We start from the raw sequence: 20,755 nt of genomic DNA on the forward strand, positions 1-20,755 counted from the left end.
CCGTGTCCCCACCGATCGCCCGTTCCGCCGCGGACCGGTGCCCCGGTCTGCTGCGTCCGCACCTCGCCGCCGACGGCGCGCTGGTGCGACTGCGGCTGCCCGGCGGGCGGCTGCCGGGGGTGGCACTGTCCGCCCTCGTCGGGGCCGCGGACCGGTTCGGTGACGGCGACCTGCAGCTGACCTCGCGGGGGAACGTGCAGATCCGTGGCATCCGGCCGGATCCCGACGGGGAGGCCCCGGCGGCGCTGGTGACGCTGCTGTCCGACGCCGGCCTGCTGCCCGCCCCCGGGCACGAACGGGTGCGGAACGTCACCGCCTCCCCGCTGTCCGGGATCACCGGTGGTACGGCCGACATCCGTTCACTGGTCGACGCTCTCGACCGCGCGGTGTGCGCTGCCCCGGACCTGGCCGGACTGCCCGGGCGGTTCCTGTTCGGGATCGACGACGGGCGTGGTGATCTCGCCGGCCTGCGGCTCGACCTCGGGGTGCGGATGACCGGTCAGGACCACGGCTGGCTGCTGATCGGCGGCCGCCTCGGGCCGTCGGTGGCGACTGCCGGGATCCCCGATGCGATCGTTGATCTCGCCTCGCAGTTCCTGCGGGTGCGGGGCCGGGCCTGGCACGTGGACGAGCTGCCGGACGGTCTGCCGGGCGTCACGACCGCGCCCGATCAGCCCCGGGCGCCGGTGGTGATGCCGTACGGGGTGCTCACCCGGGACGACGGGGACGTCGCGCTGTCGACCGCGGTACCGCTCGGGGTGCTGACCCCGGCGATGCTGGATGTGCTGCGCGGGCAACCGGAGGTCGTGGTGACGCCATGGCGCGGGATCGTGCTGCCGACGGCCGCACCGGGGATGGCGCCGGTGCTGGCGGACGCGGGCTTCCTGTTGGACGGGGACGCGGCGTGGAGCGGCATCAGCGCCTGTACCGGCGCCCCGCGCTGCCCGTCCGGACGGGCCGACACCCGGCCGGTGGCAGCATCTCTCGCGACCCAGGGCCATCGGGGGCGGGTGCACGTGATCGGGTGCCCGCGGGCCTGTGGCGCGCCGGCAGGGGAGCACCGCTCGGTCCGGGCGTGGGAGGTCACCGGATGATCGACGACGTGCTGCGGCCGCCGACCGCCCGCTACGACTACGTGCGGGACGGCGCGGAGATCTACCGTCATTCCTTTGCGATGATCCGGTCCGAGATCGACCCGGCCGCGCTGGCGCACCTGCCCGCGGTGGCGGAGCGGGTCGCCGTCCGCATGGTGCACGCCGCCGGCGAGCCGGAATTGGCGGCGGACCTGCAGATCCACCCGGAGCTGGTCCCCGCCGCACGGACGGCGCTGGCGGCCGGGGCGCCGGTCTTCACCGACGCGCACATGGTCGACGCCGGGATCACCCGGGCCCGGCTGCCAGCCGGCAACGAGGTGGTCTGCCTGCTGCGCGACCCGCGGGTGCCCGGCCTCGCGGCACGCTGGGGGACCACCAGATCCGCTGCGGCCGTGTCGCTCTGGGGGGACCGGCTGGCCGGTGCGGTGGTGGCGATCGGCAACGCCCCGACCGCGCTGTTCCACCTGCTGGAGCTGCTGGCGGACGGTGCGCCGCCGCCGGCGGCGATCGTCGGCCTGCCGGTCGGCTTCATCGGGGCCGCCGAATCGAAGGAGGCCCTCGCCGCATTCGGGCGCGGGGTGCCGTACCTCACCGTGCGAGGACGCCGCGGGGGATCCGCGCTCGCCGCGTCCGCGGTCAACGCCCTCGCCAGGGAGCAGGAGATATGAGCAGCACAGGTACGTTGGCCGGCGTCGGACTCGGACCCGGTGACCCGGAGCTGATCACCCTCAAGGCCGCCCGGCTGGTGGCGGCCGCCGACGTCGTCGCCTACCACTCCGGCCCGCACGGGCGGTCCATCGCCCGGACCATCGCGAGCCACATCCTGCCGGCCGGGGTGATCGAGGAGGCGCTCGTCTACCCGGTCACCACCGGCGAGACCGCCGACCCCGGCGGCTATCCCGCGGTGATGGACCGCTTCTACGACGAGTCGGCGGAGCGGCTGGCCGTGCACCTGGCGGCCGGCCGGGACGTGGTGGTGCTGTGCGAGGGCGACCCGATGTTCTACGGGTCGTACATGTACCTGCACGACCGGCTGGCCGGGCGCTTCCCGGCGAGCGTGGTGCCGGGCGTGACCTCGGTGTCCGGCGCGGCCGCGGCGGCCGGGCTGCCGCTGGCCCGGCACGAGGACGTGCTGACCGTGCTGCCCGGCACCCTGCCGGCACCGGAGCTCGCGCGCCGGCTCGCCGACACCCAGGCCGCCGCGATCATGAAGCTGGGCCGCACCTTCCCGGAGGTGCGGCAGGCGTTGCGCGAGTCCGGCCGGGAAGCCGGCGCCGTCTACGTCGAGCGGGCGAGCACCGCGGACCAGCGGGTGCTGCCGGCCGCCGAGGTGGATCCCGCTGTGGTGCCGTATTTCTCGCTGGTGCTGGTACCCGGCGGTGACCGGCGGCTGGCCCGGGCCGCGGTGCCCGCTGCGGTGGCGGAACCCGCGGCCGCACCGCCGGCGGAGCTGCTGGTGGTCGGGCTCGGTCCGGGGCCGGACGGCTGGGTGACGCCGGAGGTGGCGGCGACCCTCGGGCAGGTCGACCACGTGGTGGGGTACGCGCCCTACGTGGACCGGGTGCCGCAGCGGGAAGGGTTGGTACGGCACGCCTCCGGCAACACCGTGGAGCTGGACCGGGCCTCGCTGGCGCTGGAGCTGGCGCTGGCCGGGCAGCGGGTCGCGGTGGTGTCCGGTGGCGACGCCGGGGTGTTCGGGATGGCCGCCGCGGTCTTCGAGGCGGCCGGCGCCGACGACCGGTTCGCCGGTGTGCGGATCCGGGTGCTGCCGGGGATGACCGCGGCCCAGGCGGTGGCCGCCCGGGCCGGGGCGCCGCTCGGCGGGGACCACGCGATCGTCTCGCTCTCCGACCGGCTCAAGCCCTGGTCGGTGGTCCGGGACCGGCTGGCCGCACTCGCCGCCGCCGACCTGGTGATCGCGATCTACAACCCGGCCTCGCGCAGCCGGACCACCCAGGTCGCCGACGCCCGGGACCTGCTGCTGCAGCACCGCTCCGCGGACGTGCCGGTGGTGGTGGGCCGGCAGGTCGGCCGCGCAGCCGAGTCGGTGGAGATCACCACGCTGGGCGCGCTGGACCCGGCGTCCATCGACATGGGCTGCCTGCTGATCGTCGGGTCCACCCGGACGACCGCCGGGTCGCACGGGGTGTGGACCTCACGGTCGGTACCGGCTGCCGTACAGGTGTGAGTCGACGAAACCCTCGGCGCCCAAAGCCCTCCCGATGACGATGACCGCCGCCTGACGCAGGCCCGCGGCCTCCACCCGGTCGGCGATGGTCGCCAAGGTGCCGCGCAGCACCACCTCGTCCGCCTGGGTGGCGCGGTGCACCACGGCGACCGGGCAGTCCGCGCCGTACTCCGGCAGGCAGTCCTCGACCACCTGCCGGACCCGGGTGACCGCCAGGTGCAGCACCAGCGTCGCCCGGGACGCAGCCAGCAGCGACAGTCGTTCGGTCTCCGGCATTCTCGTCGACCTGGCCTGTGTGCGGGTGAGCACCACCGTCTGCGCCACCTCCGGCACGGTGAGCTCCCGCCCCAGCAGCGCCGCCGCCGCGGCGTAGGCGGGCACCCCGGGCACCACCTGCCAGGGCACACCGACCTCGTCCAGCCGGCGGGTCTGCTCGGCCAGCGCCGAGTACAGCGACGGGTCACCGGAACACAGCCGGGCCACGTCCTTGCCGGACCGGTGCGCCCGGACCAGGTGCCCGACGATCTGCTCCAGGTCGAGGTGCTGGCTGTCGATCAGCTCGGCGCCGTCCGGGCAATGCCCGAGCACCTCGGGGGTGACGTAGGTGCCTGCGTAGAGGCAGACCGGGCTGGCCTGCAGGATCCGCACCGCCCGCAGGGTGAGCAGGTCGGCCGCGCCGGGTCCGGCGCCGACGAAGTGCACGGTCATCAGAAGCCCTCCCGGGGAACGTCGAGTGCCCACTGGACCACCGGGCGGGCGGGCGTCCAGCCGGTCCAGCGGCCCAGCGGGAGCGCCCGTTCCACCGAGATCCGGGTCAGGTCACCACCGTTCGTACCGGCGGCAGCGAGCAGCGACTGCTCGCCCTCCAGGGTGACCGCGTGCGCGACCAGCCGCCCGCCCGGGCGCAGCGACTCCCGGGCCAGCCGCAGGGTTGCGGCCCCGCCCTCACCGCCGAGTCCGCCGCCGACGAACACCGCATCCGGATCGGGCAGCCCGGTCAGTGCGTCGGGGGTGCGACCGGTGACGACGGAGACGGTGACGCCGAGCCGGGAGGCGTTGCGGGAGATGCGGTCCGCCCGTTCCGGGTCGGACTCGACGGCGACGGCCCGGTTGTGCGGGTGCTGCCGGCACCACTCGATCGCGATCGACCCGGCGCCGGCGCCGAGATCCCAGAGCAGTTCACCCGTCCGCGGGCCGAGCCGGGCCAGGGCGGCGGCCCGCAGTTCGCGTTTGGTCAGCTGCCCGTCGTGCTCGTAGGCCTCGTCGGGCAGTCCCGGGGTGGTGCTGGATCCGGTCGAGAAGCCGTGCAGACACACCAGGTTCAGGTCGGGGACGGTGACGTCCGGCCAGGCGCCGGGCGTGCCGTCGAGCCGGAGTTCGGCACCACCGAGGTCGGCGAGCACGGTCATCGCGGCGTTGCCGTGACCGTGCCTGGTGAGCAGGGCCGCCAGTGCCGCCGGGGTGCCGGAGTCGGCGGACAGCACGACGATCCGGGCGTCCGGATGAATCTCTCGCAGTACCGGGTGCAGCGGCCGGCCCACCGCCGACACCACGGCGACATCCTCGGCGCGCCAGCCCATCCGGGCCCGGGCCAGGGTCACCGAGGACAGGTGCGGCAGGACTTCGACGGCGTCGGGGCCGAGCAGGTCCAGCAGGGTGCTGCCGATCCCGGACAGCAGCGGGTCGCCGGAGGCGAGCACCACCACCGGGGCCGCGGCCTGCTCGAGCAGGGCCGGCAGGCGGTCCCGGAGCGGGCGGGGGAGCGGGGTGCGCCGTGCGCCGACGTCGTCCGGGAGCAGGGTGAGCTGGCGGGGCCCGCCGACCACGGTCGCCGCGCCGGTGAGGACCCGCCGACGGTGGTCGTCCAGCCCGGGCCAGCCGTCGGCACCGATGCCGACGACGGCGATCGGGGCCGGGGTGGAGGCCGTGGCGGAGACGTGGCTGGACACGACCCGGGACCTTAGCGGGCCGCCGGCTGTGGCAGCATGACCGCCGACGGTCGTGGAGGAATGCGGTGGGTGGCGCGGTGCGCCACGAATCCGCAGCGGTCCCGCCACTGTGACCTGACCGCCCCGGGGACCGGACCATCCCGGGCGGCAGGGAGCCAGGACGTCCGCGTCCGTCCGCCGCTGCCGGACACGGCTCGGCGTCCCGTGGCGCGGGCGTGGACACCCGCGGAGGAGGTTCCGTGTCTGTCGTCGTGCACCCGACTGCTCCGGTGGCCCCGGTCGGGTACCCGTTCAGCGCGGTCGTCGGCGCCGACGACATGAGCCTGGCCCTGCTGCTCTGCGCGGTTTCACCCGCCATCGGCGGGGTGCTGGTGCGCGGCGAGAAGGGCACCGCGAAGTCGACGACGGTGCGCGCGCTGACCGGGCTGCTGCCGCCGGTGCGGGTGGTGGCCGGATGCCGGTTCTCCTGCGACCCCGCCGATCCCGACCCGCGCTGCCCGGACCTGCCGCAGCACCGCGGTGACGCCGGCGACCGGCCGGCCCGGCTGGTGGAGCTGCCGGTCGGTGCCACCGAGGACCGGGTGGTCGGGTCCCTGCACCTGCAGCGGGCGCTCACCGACGGGGTCACCGAGTACGAGCCGGGACTGCTGGCCGCCGCGCACCGCGGACTGCTCTACGTCGACGAGGTGAACCTGCTGCACGACCACCTGGTCGACCTGCTGCTCGACGCGGCGGCCATGGGCCGGGCGTCGGTGGAACGGGACGGTGTCTCCGTCACCCACGGTGCACGGTTCGTCCTGGTCGGCACCATGAACCCCGAGGAGGGGGAGCTGCGGCCGCAGCTGCTGGACAGGTTCGGGCTCACCGTCGAGGTGACCGCGCCGCGGGAACCGGGCCTGCGGGCCGAGGTGGTCCGGCGCCGGCTGGACTTCGACGACGACCCCGCCGGGTTCGTGGACCGGTACGCCGCGGCCGAGGCGGCACTGACCTCCCGGATCGACGACGCCCGCCGCCGGCTGGCGGCGGTGCGGCTGGACGATGCGGCGCTCACCGCGATCGCCACCGTGTGCGCGGCCTTCGAGGTGGACGGCATGCGCGCGGACATCGTGACTGCGAAAGCGGCCGCCGCCCACGCGGCCTGGTCCGGGCGGGACACGGTGCAGCGCGCGGACATCCGGGCCGCGGCCCGACTCGCCCTGCCGCACCGGCGCCGGCGGAACCCGTTCGACGCGCCGGGCCTGGACGAGGAGTTGCTGGACCGGATCCTGGACGACCTGGAGCCGGAACCGGAGCCCGAGCCCGAGCCGGATCCGGAGCCGGATCCGGGGCCCGGGTCGGGCTCCGAACCGGGTTCCGGACCCGACGGCGGCCAGGATGGTGGTGCTCCCGACGGGGCGCCTGGCGACGGCTCACCCGCGGACAGCACGTCGGCCGACCCTGCTGCCGCCGACCGGGGGCCGGCGGCGGGTCCTGACGGTGAGCGGGCTCCCGGGATCCAGGCCGGGACGGCCGGGACCCCTTTTCGGACCAGGCGTTTCGAGGTCGACGGGCTGGGCGCCGGGGAGGCCGGGCGGCGGTCGCGGGCGTTGACCGGGCGCGGCCGGGCGGTGGGCAGCGTGCGGCCCGGTGACGGATCGGGCAGCGGGCTGCACCTGCTGGCCACCGTGCACGCCGCGGCGCCGCACCAGGTGGCCCGCGGCCGGGACGGCGCCGGACTGCGACTGACCGGCGAGGACCTGCGGCTCGCCGTGCGGGAGGGCCGGGAGTCGAACCTGGTGCTGCTCTGCGTCGACGCCTCCGGATCCATGGCCGCGCGGCGCCGGATGGACCAGGTGAAGACCACCGTGCTGTCGCTGCTGCTCGACGCCTACCAGCGCCGGGACAAGGTGGGCCTCATCACGTTCCGGGCCGGAGCTGCGGACCTGGTGCTGCCGCCCACCTCCTCGGTGGACGTGGCGGCCCGGCGATTGGCCGACCTGCCCGTGGGTGGTCGCACGCCGATCGCCGAGGGTCTGCTGTTGGCCGGGGAGACCGTCCGCCGTGAGCGGATCCGCGACCCCCGGCGGCGCACCCTGCTGGTGCTCGTCACCGACGGGCGCGCCACCCACGGACCCGACGCCCCTGCCCGTGCACTGGCCGCCGCCGGCCTGCTCCGCGCCGACGGCGTCGCCGCCCTGGTGGTGGACTGCGAGACCGGCCGGTTCCGGATGGGTCTGGCGGCGCCGATCGCCACCGCGCTGGACGCGGAGTACGTGCCGCTCGGCGAGATCGACGCCACGGCGCTGGCCGGCACCGTCCGATCGGCCAGAGGGGACAGGGCCGCCTGATGCCGCAGGGGATCCCGGACGTCGTCCCGGCCGACGGGCTCACCACCCGGCAGCGGCGCAACCGCCCGCTGCTGATGGTGCACACCGGTGACGGCAAGGGGAAGTCCACCGCCGCCTTCGGTCTCGCGCTGCGCGGCTGGAACCAGGGCTGGTCCGTCGGGGTGTTCCAGTTCGTCAAGTCGGCGAAGTGGCGGATCGGCGAGCAGACCGCACTGGAGTCGCTCGACGCGCTGCACCGGGCCGATGCCACCGGTCGGACCGGCGGCCCGATCGAGTGGCACAAGATGGGCTCCGGTTGGTCCTGGACCCGCCGCGACGGTGCCGAGACCGACCACGCCGCCGAGGCCGCCGAGGGCTGGGCGGAGATCAAACGGCGGTTGGTGCAGGGCCGGCACCGGCTCTACGTGCTGGACGAGTTCACCTATCCCATCGCCTGGGGCTGGGTCGACATCGCCGATGTGGTGCACACTCTCACCCACCGCGCGGACGACCAGCACGTCGTGGTCACCGGGCGCCGGGCGCACCCGGATCTGCTGGCCGCGGCCGACCTGGTCACCGAGATGACGAAGGTCAAGCACCCGATGGACGCCGGCCAGAAGGGCCAGCGGGGCATCGAATGGTGAGGGCACCGGTGACGGCACGGTGAGGCTCCCGCGGATCGTGGTGGCCGCGCCGGCCTCCGGGCACGGCAAGACCACGGTGGCCACCGGGCTGATGGCCGCGCTGCGCCGGGCCGGGCACCGGGTGTCCGGCCACAAGATCGGGCCCGACTACATCGATCCCGGCTACCACCGGCTGGCCACCGGGCGGCCGGGCCGCAACCTGGACCCGCACCTGGTCGGCGAGGACCTGCTGGTCCCGCTGCTGCTGCACGGCGCCGCCACCCCGGAGCCCGCGGATGTCGCGGTTGTCGAGGGCGTGATGGGGCTGCACGACGGCGCCATCGGCGGTGAGGGTTTCGCGTCCACGGCGCACGTCGCCCGGGTGCTCGATGCCCCGGTGCTGCTGGTGGTGGACATCTCGGCCGCATCGAGGACCGTCGGCGCGGTGGTGCACGGCCTGGCGACGTTCGAGCCGGGGGTCCGGATCGCCGGGGTCGTCCTCAACAAGGCGGGCTCCGAGCGGCACGTCGCCGAGGTGCGGGCGGCGGTCGCCCGCACCGGCATCCCGGTGCTCGGTGTGCTCGGCCGGGACGACGGGATCGTTGCCCCGGCACGGCATCTCGGCCTGGTGCCGGTGGACGAGCGGACCGATGCCGCAGCGGCCACCGCGCTGCTCGCCCAGCGGATCGCCGCCGGCGTCGATCTCGACGCGGTGCTGCGGATCGCCCGGTCGGCGCCGGACCTGGCCGGGCCGGCCTGGGACCCGGCGACCGCGCTCGGCACCGCGCCGGTGATCGGTCACCGGCCGGTGGTGGCAGTGGCCGGCGGCCGGGCCTTCACCTTCCGCTACACCGAGACCGACGAGCTGCTGCGGGCCGCCGGTCTGGAGCCGGTGGTGTTCGATCCGCTCGCCGACGACCTGCCGGACGGCGCCCAGGGGCTCTACCTGGGCGGCGGCTTCCCGGAGGTGCACGCCCGGGAACTGGCCGCCCGCGCCGATCTGACCGCCGGGCTGCGTGCCGCGGTCGGGGCCGGACTGCCGACCGTCGCCGAGTGCGCCGGGATGCTCTACCTGTGCCGGACGCTCGACGGCGCGCCGATGGTCGGGGCGCTGCCGGCCGACGCGGTGATGACACCCCGGCTGACCCTGCGCTACTCCACCGCGGTCACCGCCGCGGACGGTGTCCACGGACCGGCCGGCGGGCGCAGCACCGGTCACGAGTTCCACCGCACCGTGGTCACCCCGGCCGCCGGCGTGACGCCGGCCTGGCGGTTCGCCGATCGGGTCGAGGGGTTCGCCATCGATCCGGCCGGGACCGGCCTGGCCACCGTGCATGCCTCCTACCTGCACACCCACTGGGCCGGGAACCCGTCGATGGCAGCGGGTGTCGCGGAGTCGGTGCGCGCCGCGGCCCCGGTGCGGCGGCCGGCCCGGCGGCCGGCACCGGTCCGCACCACGGTGGCGGAGCCGGACCTGCACCACCACGGTGATGCCGATGCCGCCCCCGGCCTGCTGGATCTCGCGGTGAACGTGCGTGGCCCGGCCCCGGACTGGCTGCAGGACGTGCTGCGGGGAGCGCTGGACGATCTGGCGGCGTACCCGCGGACCGACGAGGCGACCGCGGCGATCGCCGCCCGGCACGGCCGCGACCCGGCGCAGGTGCTGCCGACCGCCGGTGGCGCGGAGGCGTTCACCCTGCTGGCCCGCACGCTCGCGCCCCGACACACGGTGGTGGTGCACCCGCAGTTCACCGAACCGGAGGCCGCACTGCGGGCTGCCGGCCACCGGGTGGACCGCGTACTGCTGCGGCCGGAGGACGGTTTCCGGCTGCACCCGGCCGCGGTCCCGGCGACCGCGGACCTGGTGATGATCGGCAACCCGACCAACCCGACCGGCGCCCTGCACCCGCGGGCGGTGCTGGAACAGCTGATCACCCCCGGGCGACTGCTGGTGGTGGACGAGGCCTTCCTCGACGCGGTGCCGGGTGAACCGGAATCCCTGTCAGGACAGGACCTCCCGGGGGTGGTGGTGGTGCGGTCGCTCACCAAGACCTGGGGAATCGCCGGGCTGCGCGCCGGGTACCTGCTGGGTCCGGCGGAACTGGTGGCCCGGCTGCGCGCGCAGCAGCCGCCCTGGTCCGTCTCCTCGCCGGCGGCCGCGGCCATGGTCGCCTGCTGCACGCCGCGGGCGCTGGCGGAGGCGGACGCGATGGCGGAGCAGGCCCAGGAGTGGCGGGCGGATCTGGCAGCACGGCTCGCCGCGCTCGGGCTGCCGGTGGCCGGCACTCCGCGTGCGCCGTTCGTGCTGCTGGACACCGGCCGGCCGGCGGCCCACGACCGGCCCGACCGGGTACGGGAGATGTTGCGGGACAACGGCATCGCCGTCCGCAGGGGCGACACCTTCCCGGGGCTGGGCCCCGGCTGGATCCGGGTGGCGGTGCGGGCGCCGGAGGTGATGGTGCCGTTCCTGGACGCCCTCGCCCGGATCGTGCGCGAGGGCAGGAAGGCCGGATGAGCCGCCGGCTGCACCTGGTCCGGCACGGGCGCTCCACCTGGAACGAGCAGGGTCTGGTCCAGGGCCAGACCGCGGCGCCGGAGCTGACCGAACGCGGACGGGAGCAGGCGCACGCGGCGGCCGCGCAGCTGGCCGGGGTGGACGCGACCCTGCTGCTCACCTCGGATCTCACCAGGGCCGCGCAGACGGCCGACATCATCGGCGCCGCACTGGGTCTGACGCCGGTGCCGACGCCGGCACTGCGGGAGATGCACCTGGGGGAGTGGCAGGGGCTGACCACACAGCAGGCCGGGATCCGGTGGGGCGAGTGGTTCGGCCGGGACCCGTGGACCGAGCAGGGCGGGCAGAGCCGCCGCCGGGTGCCCGGCGGCGAGTCGATCGACGACGTCGGGACCCGGATGGCCGGCCTCCTCTCGTCCCCGGAGATCTGCTCCGCCGGCGGGGATGTCGTGCTGGTCGGGCACGGCGACACCATCCGGGTGGCGCTGTCCCTGCTGGACCGCCGGGCACTGCACGACATGGAATGGATCCCGGTCGACAACGGCCAGGTGATCAGCCGAGCGGCGCCAGACCCTGCAGGTTCCATCGGGTCCCGGCCGGGGTCCGGAACCCGCTGACCCGGGCCAGGGTGAGCGGGGCGACGTCGAAGCGGTGGAACGCGGTGTCCGGCAGGTCCAGCAGCGCCACCAGCGCCGCCCGGACCACCAGCGGGGCCACCACCAGCAGCGAGCGGTGCGGCTCCTGCGGGAGACCGTCCAGTGCGTGCCGGACCCGGGCGATCAGGTCACCGAACGACTCGCCGCCCGGCGCCCGGGATGTCGTCCCGGTCAGGAACTCCGGAAGCCCCTCGTCGAGCAGGTCGACGGCCGGGCGGCCGGTCCAGTCGCCGGCGTCCAGGTCGTGCAGACCGGCCGGTGCGGGCTCCCACGTCCCGAGTGTGTCGGCGGTCTGCGTGCAGCGCAGCTCCGGACCGGCCAGCACGCGGTCGGCGCGCAGCGGTCGGGGCGGTGCGACCGCCCGCAGCAACGGCGACGTCTCGGTGGGGAACGCCACGGCGGCATGATCGGCGGTGGCGCCGCAGGCCAGGATCAGCAGCCGCGCGGCCGGGTGTGCCATGTGCCCAGCGTCGCACGGGGGACCCCGGCGTTGACCCCGCCGTGGCGGGGGACTACGTTCCCTACGTCTCAGCGATATCGGGAAGCCGGTGCAAATCCGGTGCGGTCGCGCCACTGTGAGGGATCCCCGGATCCCGAGCCAGACCCCGATGCCGTCCAGCTCCACCGACCAGGGGTCGCAGAAACCCCGAGGAGGCCCCGATGGCTGCCGCCGTCCCCCTTTCCCCCGCCCTGCCGCAGGTCGCGCTGCCGACGCTGCCGATCCGGCAGGTGCTGCCGTGGGCCGTCTTCGCGGGCCTGATCCTGCTGCTCGCCGTGTACTTCGTGTCCTCCGAGCAGGGTGCCCTGTCGGTGTTCTCCGGCACCGGCGTGCACGAGTGGGTGCACGACGCACGCCACCTGCTCGGCTTCCCCTGCCACTGAGCGGGCGGCCGACATGTTGACCGCACGTACCTTCCTGCTGCGCGGCCTGCTGGCCGGGCTGATCGCCGGCATCGTCACCTTCGGTGTCGCCTACGTCGTCGGTGAGCCGCCGGTGGACGCCGCCATCGCCCTGGAGGAATCTGCGGCGCCCGCCGACGAGCCCGGGGCAGTGGCCGCCGCACCGGACGACCACGCCCACGACGAGGGCACCCCGGAGCACTCGCACGGCGAGGACGCCGAGGTCTCCCGCTCCACCCAGTCGACCTGGGGACTGCTCACCGGCACCGTGCTGTTCGGTCTCGCCGTCGGTGGGATCCTCGGCCTGGCCTCTGCTTTCGCGCTCGGCCGATTCGGCCGGGCCGGGGTCCGGGGCACCGTCGCCACGGTCGCCGCCATCGGGTTCGGCGCTGCCTTCCTGGTGCCGTTCCTGAAGTACCCGGCGAATCCGCCGGCGGTCGGCGACGGGGAGACCATCGGTCGCCGTACCGGCCTGTTCTTCGCCTTCCTGGCCGTGTCGGTGGTCGCCGCCGTGCTGGCGACCGTGCTGGCCCGGCGGGCCGCCGGCACCCTCGGCGGGTTCCGCGCCGGCGCCCTGGCGGTGCTGGGCTACCTGGTCGTGGTGGTCGTCGCCGTCCGGCTGTTCCCGGTGATCGACGAGGTGGGGGACTTCCCGGCGAGCCTGCTGTGGCAGTTCCGGACCTCCTCGCTGGCCGTCGAACTCGCGCTCTGGGCCGTGGCCGCGGTGGTGCTCGGCGAACTGATGCAGCGGGCCGTCGACCGGCTCCCGGCACCGGCCCGGCTGGTCGCGCCGGAACCTGTCGCGGCATGAGCGGTGCCGTCGCCCGGGAGGCCGTCGCGGCGCCGTCCCGGGAGGTGGCCGCCGCTGCCCGGACCCGGCTGGACGCGCTGGCCACGCCGCTCGGTGCCTGGGGCCGGCTCGGTGAGCTGGCCGTCTGGTACGCCGCGTGCTCGGGCAGCGCGAGGCCGACCGGGCCGGAGCGGGTCCGCGTCGTGGTGCTGGCCGGTGACCACGGCGTGGCGCAGCACGGGGTCTCGGCCTACCCGGCGGCCGTCACCCCGGCGATGGTGCGGACAGTGCTGGCCGGTGGCGCCGGCGTGGCCGTCCTCGGCCGGTCCCTCGGCGCCACGGTCCGGGTGCTGGACATCGCGGTGGACGACGACCTGGCCGGCGTGCCGGCCGACGTGCAGCGGTACAAGGTGCGCCGGTCGTCCGGCTCCATCGACCGCGAGGACGCCTGCAGCGCCGCGGAGATCGCCGCGGCGCTGGCCGCCGGGGCGGAGATCGCGGCCGAGGAGATCGACGCCGGCGCCGACCTGTTGGTGCTCGGCGACCTCGGCATCGGCAACACCACGCCGGCCGCCGTGCTCATCGGGGCGCAGCTCGGCCTGGACGCGGCGACCGTCACCGGCCGCGGTACCGGCATCGACGATCCCGGCCTCGAGCGCAAGACCGAGGTGATCGGGGCGGCACTGGCCCGGGTCCGCGGCCGGGCCGCCGACCCGGTGGACCTGCTGGCCGCCGCCGGTGGGGCCGACTTCGCCGCCGGTGTCGGCTTTCTCGCTGCCGCTGCCCGGCACGGTGTGCCGGTGCTGCTGGACGGGGTGATCGCGGTCGCCCAGGCGCTCACCGCGCAGCGGCTGCAGCCGGGTGCGGTGCACTGGTGGGCGGCCGGTCACCGGTCCACCGAGCCGGCCCAGTCGGCGGCCCTGCAGGCACTGGGTCTGGAACCGTTGCTGGACCTGGGGATGCGGCTGGGCGAGGGCACCGGCGCGCTCGCCGCCGTGCCGCTGCTGCGGTCCGCGACCGCGGTGCTCTCCGGCATGTCGTTGCTGTCCGACCTGGACCTGTGACCGGGACGGTCCGGTCCGGGATCGCGCTGGCGGTGGGCACTCTCACCGCACTGCCGGTGCGCGGCCCGGACCGGATCGACCGCGGTGTCGCCCGGTCCGCCATGCTGCTCGCGCCGGTCGCGGTGCTGCCATCGGCGGTCGTCGTGGGCCTGGTCGGTGCAGCCGGGACCTGGTTGCGGCTACCGGAACTGCTCGTCGCCGTCCTGATGACCGGAGTGCTGGCGCTGAGCAGCCGGGCCCTGCACCTGGACGGCCTGGCCGACACCGCCGACGGTCTCACCGCCTCCTACGACCGTGAGCGCGCACTGGCGGTGATGCGGACCGGTGACGTCGGGCCCGCCGGCGCCGCGACCCTGGTGCTGGTGCTGCTGGCCCAGATCACTGCTGCCGCAGCGGTGCTCGCCCGGCATCCCGGTGTGGCCGGACCACTCGCGGTGGCTGTGCTGGTCTGCTGCTCGCGGGCCGCGCTGTGGCAACTCTGCCGGGCCGGGGTGCCTTCGGCGCGACCGGACGGCCTCGGCGCGCTGGTCGCCGGAACGGTGCCGCGCGGGGTTGCCGCGGTCGGTGCCCTGGTCCTCGCCGCCGTGCTGTCCGTCGGTGGCAGCGCGATCGGCCGGGCCTGGTGGCTCGGGGCCGTCACGGTGCTGGTCGCCGGGGCGATCGTCGAGGTGCTGTGCCGGCGGGCGGTCCGGCGTCTCGGCGGTGTCACCGGCGACGTGCTCGGCGCCGGCGTCGAGAGTGCGCTGGCGGCAATGCTGCTGGTCGCGGCGATCGGTCGGGCCTGATGGCCGGGGGCGGTCAGAGCACCAGCACCCGGCCGGCCACCACGAGGTGCACCTCGTCGCTCGCCGCGGCCACACGCTGGTTGACCGTGCCCAGCAGGTCGCGGAACTGCCGCCCGGAGCGGTGTTCCGGGACGACGCCCCAACCCACCTCGTTGGTCACGGCGACCGCCGGCCCGCGCACCGCGGACCAGGCGCGGACGAGATCGTCGATGCGCCGGTGCACCTCGGGCTCCCACTCCGGCTGCGGGCGGTCCCAGGCGCCGATCCCGTCCAGCACCGCGGTGATCCAGGTGCCCAGGCAGTCCAGCAGCACCGGGCCGGTGACCGCGCGCAGCGCGGTGGATGCTTCGGCGCCGCATTCCACGGTGACCCAGCCGGCCGGTCGCCGCTGCTGGTGCCGGCGGATCCGGTCCGCCCACTCGGTGTCGGTGCCGTCCGGGACCGGTCCGGGGGCCAGGTACGTGACCGGTCGGTCGGCGGCCGAGGTTTTCAGCAGGGTCTCGGCGTGCCGGGACTTCCCGGACCGGACGCCGCCGGTGACCAGGGTGCGCTGCACCGGTACCCGTTGGTGCATCACCACTCCCGTTCCCTCCGACGTGCCTGTCCGGAACGACCCTACCGGGCGGGACGGGTGAGGCCGGGCAGGGCCCGGGCCGCCGGGCTGCTGCTGGGGGTCGTGGCCGACCAGGTGCTCGGTGATCCGGTGCGCGGTCATCCGGTGGCCGGGTTCGGCCGGGTGGCAACGGCTCTCGAGCGGCGTCTGCACCGTGACTCGATCGTCGCGGGCGGGGTGCACGTCGCTCTGCTGGCCGGCGGCGCCGTGGGACTCGGCGTGCTCACCGAGCGTGTCTGCCGGTCCGGGGCCGGGCAGGTGCTGGCGACGGCGGCGGCGACGTGGTCGGTGGTCGGCGCCCGGACGCTGGTGCGGGAGGGCGCCGCGGTGGCCGCCGTGCTCGACACCGGCGATCTGCCGGCCGCGCAGCGCCAGGTGGGGCGGCTGGTCGGTCGTGACACCACGGTGCTGGACCCGGCCGGGGTGGCCCGGGCGGCCGTGGAGTCGTTGGCGGAGAACAGTTCCGACGCCGCGGTGGCGCCGCTGCTGTGGGGCGGTCTGTTCGGTGTGCCCGGTCTGCTCGGCTACCGGGCGGTGAACACCCTGGATGCGATGATCGGTCATCGGTCGCCGCGCTACCTGCGCTTCGGCCGGATCGCGGCGCGGCTGGACGACGTGGTGAACTGGCCGGCCGCCCGGCTCACGGCGTGTTTCGCGGCCGGACTGGCACCGTTGGTCGGCGGTGCACCTGCCGCGGCGGTGCGGGCCTGGCGCCGGGATGCCGGGGCCCATCCCAGCCCGAACGCAGGTCCGGTGGAGGCCGCCTTCGCCGGCGCGCTGGGCCGGACCCTGGGCGGCAGCAACGTCTATCACGGCACGGTGGAGGACCGCGGACGGCTGGGGGAGGGGCCGGCGCCGGATGCCGCCGATCTGGCCAGGGCCGGCCTGCTGGTCACCCTGGTGACCGCCGCGGCGGCGGTGCTGGCGGTCGGGATCAGTGCAGGACGGTCCACAACCACGCCAGTGCACCGTCGACCGAGTCGGTCGAGAGCACCGTGGCGGGCGCGGCGGGTCGGGTCAGCATGACCACGCGGATCCCGAGATCCCTGGCGGCGTCGAGCTTCGGCGCGGTGTAGCTGCCACCGGAGTCCTTGGACACCAGCACCCGGATCCCGTGGTCGCGCAGCAGCGACGTCTCCGCCTCCACCCGATAGGGTCCGCGGTCGCGGATCAGCGACCACCCCGAGGGCAGCGGCTGCTCGGGTGGTTCCACCACCCGCACCAGCACCGTCCGGTCGGTGAGAACCCGGTAGTGGTCCAGGGTCTGCCGCCCGGTGGTGAGCAGGAGCGGGCCGTCCGTCGCCCGGATCGCCTGCACCGCCGACGCCGGGCCGTCCACCCAGGTCCAGCCCGCGGCGTCCGGGTGGTCGGCCCAGCCCGGCCGGGCCAGCCGCAGGGTGGGCAGCTCCGGTGCGACGGCCGCGACGTGTGCCGACATCCGGGTGGCGAAGGGGTGGGTGGCGTCGACCAGGGCGCGGAAACGCCGTTGCCGCAGGAACTCCCGCAGTCCGTCCGGACCGCCGAAGCCGCCGATGCGTACCTCGCCGGCGGGCAGGGCCGGGTCACGCACCCGACCGGCCAGCGAGGACAGCACCGGGATCCCGGTCTGCACCAGGACCGCGGCCAGGCCCCGGGCCTCGGCCGTCCCGCCGATGATCAGTACTCCCGGGTCCTCGCGCACCGGGTCAGCCTGCCAGAACCCGCTTCCCGGCGATCCGGGTGGTGGCCGTGATGACGACCGCCAGCCCGATGCCGACGATCAGCAGCGCGCCGACGAACAGCACGACACCGGCCCAGCCGGAGGCGGACCAGAACACCCCGCCGGCGGCGCCCGCGGCCGCGCTGCCCAGGTAGTAGCCGAACAGGTACAGGGACGAGGCCTGCGCCCGGTGCTCGGTGGCGATGCTGCCGACCCAGCTGCTGGCCACCGAGTGGGCGGCGAAGAAGCCGGCGGTGAACAACAGCAGGCCGGGGATCATCGTGCCGATGTGGTCCGGCAGGGTCAGCAACAGGCCGACCGCGGTGGCCACCACCCCGGACAGCAGCACGGTGGGCCGGCCGAAGCGGTCCGCCCAGCGCCCGGCCGCGGCGGAGGACCAGGTACCGGACAGGTACAGCAGGAACACCAGCCCGACGATGCCCTGGGGGAGGTCGAAAGGCGCTGTAGTGAGCCGGAACCCGACGAAGTTGTAGACCGAGACGAAGCCGCCCATCAGCACGAATGCCAGTGCGAACAGCGCCAGCAGCGACGGGGTGCGCAGGTGGCCGGCGAGTTGCCGGGCCAGCGAACGGATCCCGATCCGCCGCGGCACGAAGAACCGCGACGGCTCGGCCCAGCGGAGGAACAGCACGGTGAAGGCGGTCGCGGCCAGGCCGGTGACCCCGAGGGCCCAGCGCCAGCCGGCAAACCCGGGCACCAGGTCCAGCACCGAGCCCGGGATCAACCGGCCCAGCAGCCCACCGATGGTGTTGCCGGCGATGTACCGGCCCATCGCCGCGCCCAGCGTGGTGCCGTGCACCTCCTCGGCCAGGTAGGCCATCGCCACCGCCGGCACCCCGGCCAGCGCGATGCCCTGCAGGGCACGGCCGATCAGCAGCACCGGGAAGGTGGGGGACAGCGGCAGCAGCAATCCGATGACCGCCGAGGCCACAGCGGCGATCGTCATCACCCGGGTGCGGCCGAACCGCTCGGACAGGGTGCTCGCCGGGATGATCGCCAGCGCCACCGCACCGGTCGCGACGGAGACGGCGAGGGCCGAGGTGGCCGGGTCCAGGTGGAAGGCGGTGGTGAGCGAGGGCAGCAGGGCCTGCGTGCAGTACAGCGCGACGAACGTCGACAGGCCGGCGGCGAACAGGCCCCAGGTGATACGCCGGTACCCGGGGGTGCCGCGCCGGTGCTTCTCCGCGGTCGTGACGTCCGCGGTGGTCCGGTCCTGCTGCACTGTCATCACTCGCCTCCGCAGCAGGATGTTTCGCCTTCCGAACGACCAACGGAAATGCATGGATACACCCAAGTCGATGCATACTGTGCATCGATGCAGTTCAGTGCCACTTCGGTCCGGGAGGTGCGGGTGTCGGGTGACGCGGTTCACATCGGGCCCCGGCCGGATCACTCTCACGGCCTGCACTGGTTTCTGCTGCTGGTGGAGACCGGGCGGGTCACCGCGACCGCGGCGGAGTTGGGGATCGCCCAGCCCACGCTGACCCGGCGGCTGGCCCGGCTGGAGCAGGAGCTGGGCGCCGCGCTGTTCGAGCGCACCCCGCGCCGGCTGGTGCCCACCGCCGCCGGCCGCGCGTTCTACGAGCGGGCCCGCCGGTCGCAGGCCGAGCTGGACGCCGCCCGGCGGGAGATCGCCGACCTGGCCACCCCGATGGGCACCGTCCGGCTGGCGTTCCTGCACTCCTTCGGGGTGCGGGTGGTCCCGGCCCTGATTCGGCGGTTCCGGGAAACCTTCCCCGGGGCCGGGTTCGAACTGCGTCAGGACTCGGCCGGCACGCTGGCCCGGCTGGTCCGCGAGGGCGGCACCGACCTGGCCATCACCTCGCCGCGACCGGCGGGTGACGGGCTGCAGTGGCAGGAGCTGTTCCGGCAGCCGCTGGTGCTCGCGGTCCCGGAGCGGCACCCCGCGGCACAGCGGCCGGCCATCGCCATCGGGGAGGTGGCGGCGGAGCCGTTCATCGCACTCCAGGCCGGCTACGGCATGCGGCGGATCCTGGACGAGCTGACCGGGCGCGCCGGGTTCCGGCCGCGGATCACCTTCGAGAGCACCGACATGGCGACGGTGGTCGGCCTGGTCGGGGCCGGTCTCGGTGTCGGCGTGGTGCCGGCCGAGCAGGTCACGACACCCGTGGGGGTGCGGCTGGTCCCGCTGCTGGACGACGGATCGTTCCGCGAGGTCGGCATGATCCGCGGCGATGCGGTCGAGTTGCCCGGCCCGGCAAGGGCGTTCGCCGAGCTGGTCACCGCCTGGGCGGCCGGTTCCCGGTCGGGCTGAGCCGGTCGACGTCACCCGCCCTGTAGCGCCGGGGAAAGCCACAGGCGGTCGGCGGGACCCGCGGGATGCGGCAGGATCAACAGCCGTGGGCAGACACCAGCAGCAGGACGGTTCGACGGTGCCGGCGGGTGGCGAGATCGGTGGCAGCACCGGGACGGGCACGCTGACCGTCGACCTCCCGGTCCGCGGCCGCCCGGTGCTGGTCGCCGGTGGTGGCCCCCCGGCCCTCGGCCGCATCGCCGCGCTGCGCGCCGCCGGGGCCCTGGTCACCGTGGTGAGCACCCACCCCGCCGACGCCGTCACCGACCTCGCCGACCGCGGACTCATCACCCTGCACCGCCGCGAGATCACCGACGCCGACCTGCGGGAGGCGCTGCTGGTGGTGACCGCCACCGGGGACCCGGAGCTGGATGCCGGGCTGGCCGAGGCCGCCGAGCGGGCCGGGCGGCTGACTCTGTCGGGCAGCGGGGCGGTGGCGGTCGAGCCCGCCGTCGAGCGGCGGGTGTCCGGCGGCCGGGTGGTGCTGGTCGGCGGCGGCCCCGGTGACCCGGGCCTGATCACCGTGGCCGGCATGGCCGCCGTCGCCGAGGCCGACGTGCTGGTGGTGGACCGGCTGGCCCCGCTCGCCGTGCTGCAGCGGGCGCGGGACGGCGCGCAGATCATCGACGTCTCGAAGATCCCGCACGGGCCGAGCACCTCGCAGGACGAGATCAACCGGCTGCTGGTGACCCACGCCCGGGCCGGCCGCACGGTGGTGCGGCTCAAGGGCGGCGACAACTTCGTGTTCGGCCGCGGCGGCGAGGAGTGGCAGGCCTGCGAGGCGGCCGGCATCGACGTCCGGATCGTGCCCGGGGTCAGCTCGGCGACCGCGGCCCCGGCGCTGGCCGGGATCCCGGTGACCCACCGGACGCTGAACCAGGGCTACACCGTGGTGACCGCGCACGTGCCGCCGGGCGACCCACGGTCCACCCTCGACTGGGCGGCGCTCGCCCGCACCGGCACCGCGCTGGTGCTGATGATGGGGCTGAAGACACTGCCGGAGGTGTGCAGCACGCTGATCGGCCACGGCCTGGACCCGGCCACCCCGGCGGCCACCGTCGCCGATGCCGGGCTGCCGTCGCAGCGCCGCGTGGTCGGCACCGTCGCCGACATCGCGGACCGTACCCGGGAGGCGGGGCTGAAGGCCCCGGCCGTCACCGTCATCGGCTCGGTCGCCGCGTTCGACCCGCGCCGTACGGACTGACCCGCGGCCGGTAGCCTGCCGACGACACGAGAAG

General features: G+C 75.3%; 20 protein-coding genes and 1 riboswitch. Of the genes, 14 read left to right on the forward strand and 6 right to left on the reverse strand.

The genetic code is table 11. From position 1 onward, the window contains the following. Positions 1-2: 2 nt before the first annotated feature. The 3 genes from GIS00_RS03750 to GIS00_RS03760 are packed head-to-tail and all read left to right on the forward strand — an operon-like array spanning position 3 to position 3,282. Positions 3-1,094 (forward strand): precorrin-3B synthase, encoded by a 1,092-nt coding sequence (locus tag GIS00_RS03750; protein WP_322097446.1) that lies wholly within the window; start codon positions 3-5, stop codon positions 1,092-1,094. Continuing rightward, positions 1,091-1,762: a precorrin-8X methylmutase gene (locus GIS00_RS03755; protein ID WP_154767007.1), complete on the forward strand. Its 672-nt coding sequence runs from the start codon at positions 1,091-1,093 to the stop codon at positions 1,760-1,762. The genes GIS00_RS03750 and GIS00_RS03755 overlap by 4 nt, the downstream gene beginning before the upstream one ends. Then, the gene (locus GIS00_RS03760; protein WP_154767008.1) at positions 1,759-3,282 is read left to right on the forward strand and encodes a precorrin-2 C(20)-methyltransferase; all 1,524 of its coding nucleotides are present in this window, start codon (positions 1,759-1,761) and stop codon (positions 3,280-3,282) included. Before GIS00_RS03755 ends, GIS00_RS03760 begins: the two co-directional genes overlap by 4 nt. On the opposite strand, the gene cobM is transcribed toward GIS00_RS03760, so the two are convergent. Next, positions 3,250-3,990, reverse strand: a complete 741-nt coding sequence (gene cobM, locus GIS00_RS03765) for a precorrin-4 C(11)-methyltransferase (RefSeq protein ID WP_154767009.1) — start codon at positions 3,988-3,990, stop codon at positions 3,250-3,252. The genes GIS00_RS03760 and cobM overlap by 33 nt on opposite strands. Next, entirely contained in the window at positions 3,990-5,231 is a 1,242-nt protein-coding gene (cbiE, locus tag GIS00_RS03770; protein WP_322097448.1) for a precorrin-6y C5,15-methyltransferase (decarboxylating) subunit CbiE, read from the reverse strand. The genes cobM and cbiE overlap by 1 nt, the downstream gene beginning before the upstream one ends. A 317-nt stretch (positions 5,232-5,548) precedes the next feature. On the opposite strand from cbiE, the gene GIS00_RS03775 reads away from it, so the two are divergent. The 4 genes from GIS00_RS03775 to GIS00_RS03790 are packed head-to-tail and all read left to right on the forward strand — an operon-like array spanning position 5,549 to position 11,292. Further along, on the forward strand, positions 5,549-7,558 hold the full coding sequence (locus GIS00_RS03775; RefSeq protein ID WP_154767864.1) for a VWA domain-containing protein: 2,010 nt from the start codon (positions 5,549-5,551) through the stop codon (positions 7,556-7,558). Continuing rightward, positions 7,558-8,181 (forward strand): cob(I)yrinic acid a,c-diamide adenosyltransferase, encoded by a 624-nt coding sequence (gene cobO, locus GIS00_RS03780; RefSeq protein WP_154767010.1) that lies wholly within the window; start codon positions 7,558-7,560, stop codon positions 8,179-8,181. Before GIS00_RS03775 ends, cobO begins: the two co-directional genes overlap by 1 nt. Positions 8,182-8,200: 19 nt before the next feature. Then, the gene (locus GIS00_RS28785; RefSeq protein WP_322097450.1) at positions 8,201-10,675 is read left to right on the forward strand and encodes a cobyrinate a,c-diamide synthase; all 2,475 of its coding nucleotides are present in this window, start codon (positions 8,201-8,203) and stop codon (positions 10,673-10,675) included. Further along, complete coding sequence (locus GIS00_RS03790) at positions 10,672-11,292, forward strand: histidine phosphatase family protein (protein WP_154767011.1); 621 nt, start codon at positions 10,672-10,674, stop codon at positions 11,290-11,292. Before GIS00_RS28785 ends, GIS00_RS03790 begins: the two co-directional genes overlap by 4 nt. Here the strand turns inward: GIS00_RS03790 and GIS00_RS03795 are convergent. Then, complete coding sequence (locus GIS00_RS03795; RefSeq protein ID WP_154767012.1) at positions 11,228-11,791, reverse strand: histidine phosphatase family protein; 564 nt, start codon at positions 11,789-11,791, stop codon at positions 11,228-11,230. The genes GIS00_RS03790 and GIS00_RS03795 overlap by 65 nt on opposite strands. A 78-nt stretch (positions 11,792-11,869) precedes the next feature. Then, positions 11,870-11,939, forward strand: a riboswitch (cobalamin riboswitch). Positions 11,940-11,991: 52 nt separating this feature from the next. On the opposite strand from GIS00_RS03795, the gene GIS00_RS03800 reads away from it, so the two are divergent. From GIS00_RS03800 to GIS00_RS03815, 4 genes are read left to right on the forward strand one after another with little or no spacing between them, the layout of a single operon-like run. After that, positions 11,992-12,213: a CbtB domain-containing protein gene (locus GIS00_RS03800; protein ID WP_154767013.1), complete on the forward strand. Its 222-nt coding sequence runs from the start codon at positions 11,992-11,994 to the stop codon at positions 12,211-12,213. A 13-nt stretch (positions 12,214-12,226) separates the two neighbouring features. Then, complete coding sequence (locus GIS00_RS03805; protein WP_154767014.1) at positions 12,227-13,042, forward strand: CbtA family protein; 816 nt, start codon at positions 12,227-12,229, stop codon at positions 13,040-13,042. Next, positions 13,039-14,085 (forward strand): nicotinate-nucleotide--dimethylbenzimidazole phosphoribosyltransferase, encoded by a 1,047-nt coding sequence (gene cobT, locus GIS00_RS03810; protein ID WP_154767015.1) that lies wholly within the window; start codon positions 13,039-13,041, stop codon positions 14,083-14,085. Before GIS00_RS03805 ends, cobT begins: the two co-directional genes overlap by 4 nt. Further along, the gene (locus GIS00_RS03815) at positions 14,082-14,870 is read left to right on the forward strand and encodes an adenosylcobinamide-GDP ribazoletransferase (protein WP_322097451.1); all 789 of its coding nucleotides are present in this window, start codon (positions 14,082-14,084) and stop codon (positions 14,868-14,870) included. The genes cobT and GIS00_RS03815 overlap by 4 nt, the downstream gene beginning before the upstream one ends. 13 nt (positions 14,871-14,883) lie before the next feature. Here GIS00_RS03815 and cobU read toward each other — a convergent pair whose 3' ends face one another. After that, on the reverse strand, positions 14,884-15,444 hold the full coding sequence (cobU, locus tag GIS00_RS03820) for a bifunctional adenosylcobinamide kinase/adenosylcobinamide-phosphate guanylyltransferase (RefSeq protein ID WP_154767016.1): 561 nt from the start codon (positions 15,442-15,444) through the stop codon (positions 14,884-14,886). A gap of 57 nt (positions 15,445-15,501) precedes the next feature. Here cobU and GIS00_RS03825 point away from each other — a divergent pair, with 57 nt between their 5' ends. Then, positions 15,502-16,509 (forward strand): cobalamin biosynthesis protein, encoded by a 1,008-nt coding sequence (locus GIS00_RS03825; protein WP_322097452.1) that lies wholly within the window; start codon positions 15,502-15,504, stop codon positions 16,507-16,509. Here the strand turns inward: GIS00_RS03825 and GIS00_RS03830 are convergent. Beyond that, on the reverse strand, positions 16,418-17,164 hold the full coding sequence (locus GIS00_RS03830) for a cobalt-precorrin-6A reductase (RefSeq protein WP_322097453.1): 747 nt from the start codon (positions 17,162-17,164) through the stop codon (positions 16,418-16,420). The genes GIS00_RS03825 and GIS00_RS03830 overlap by 92 nt on opposite strands. A 4-nt stretch (positions 17,165-17,168) precedes the next feature. Next, positions 17,169-18,431: an MFS transporter gene (locus tag GIS00_RS03835; protein WP_154767018.1), complete on the reverse strand. Its 1,263-nt coding sequence runs from the start codon at positions 18,429-18,431 to the stop codon at positions 17,169-17,171. Positions 18,432-18,518: 87 nt separating this feature from the next. Between GIS00_RS03835 and GIS00_RS03840 the strand changes: the two genes are divergently transcribed. Further along, positions 18,519-19,478 (forward strand): LysR family transcriptional regulator, encoded by a 960-nt coding sequence (locus tag GIS00_RS03840; RefSeq protein ID WP_196073101.1) that lies wholly within the window; start codon positions 18,519-18,521, stop codon positions 19,476-19,478. 85 nt (positions 19,479-19,563) lie between these two features. After that, positions 19,564-20,721, forward strand: a complete 1,158-nt coding sequence (gene cobA, locus GIS00_RS03845) for a uroporphyrinogen-III C-methyltransferase (protein ID WP_322097454.1) — start codon at positions 19,564-19,566, stop codon at positions 20,719-20,721. The last annotated feature ends 34 nt before the right edge of the window (positions 20,722-20,755 follow it).

The sequence above is a fragment of the Nakamurella alba genome (genome assembly GCF_009707545.1).
Classification (GTDB): Bacteria; Actinomycetota; Actinomycetes; order Mycobacteriales; family Nakamurellaceae; genus Nakamurella; species Nakamurella alba.